The sequence below is a fragment of the Erwinia sp. PME.40.26/001 genome, assembly GCF_055556675.1.
On record NZ_JBVHNP010000229.1, the window covers coordinates 1 to 264 of the forward strand.

Below are 264 nucleotides of genomic sequence, written 5' to 3' on the forward strand. Positions count from 1 at the left end.
CTGGCGCGCGGTACCGGCGCGGCCATCACGCGCCAGGGCGGCAAGTCCTGGTATTTCCTGACGGCGGACTATGCTTTCGGCACCTCGCTGGAGAAGGACACCAGCGAGGTCGTCAAGAGCAATGGCGGCAACGTCGTCGGCGCGACCCGCGTGCCGCTGGCGACGTCGGACTTCTCGTCCTTCCTGTTGCAGGCGCAGTCCTCCAAGGCGCAGATCCTGGGGCTGGCCGTGGCCGGGGGCGATGTCATCAATGCCATCAAGGCT

Annotated in this window: 1 protein-coding gene; it reads left to right on the forward strand. The window is 67.0% G+C overall.

Annotated elements, in window-relative coordinates; translation table 11 throughout:
* On the forward strand, positions 1-264 hold a 264-nt coding region (locus ACZ3HG_RS23965; protein ID WP_465334900.1), incomplete at both ends, for an ABC transporter substrate-binding protein.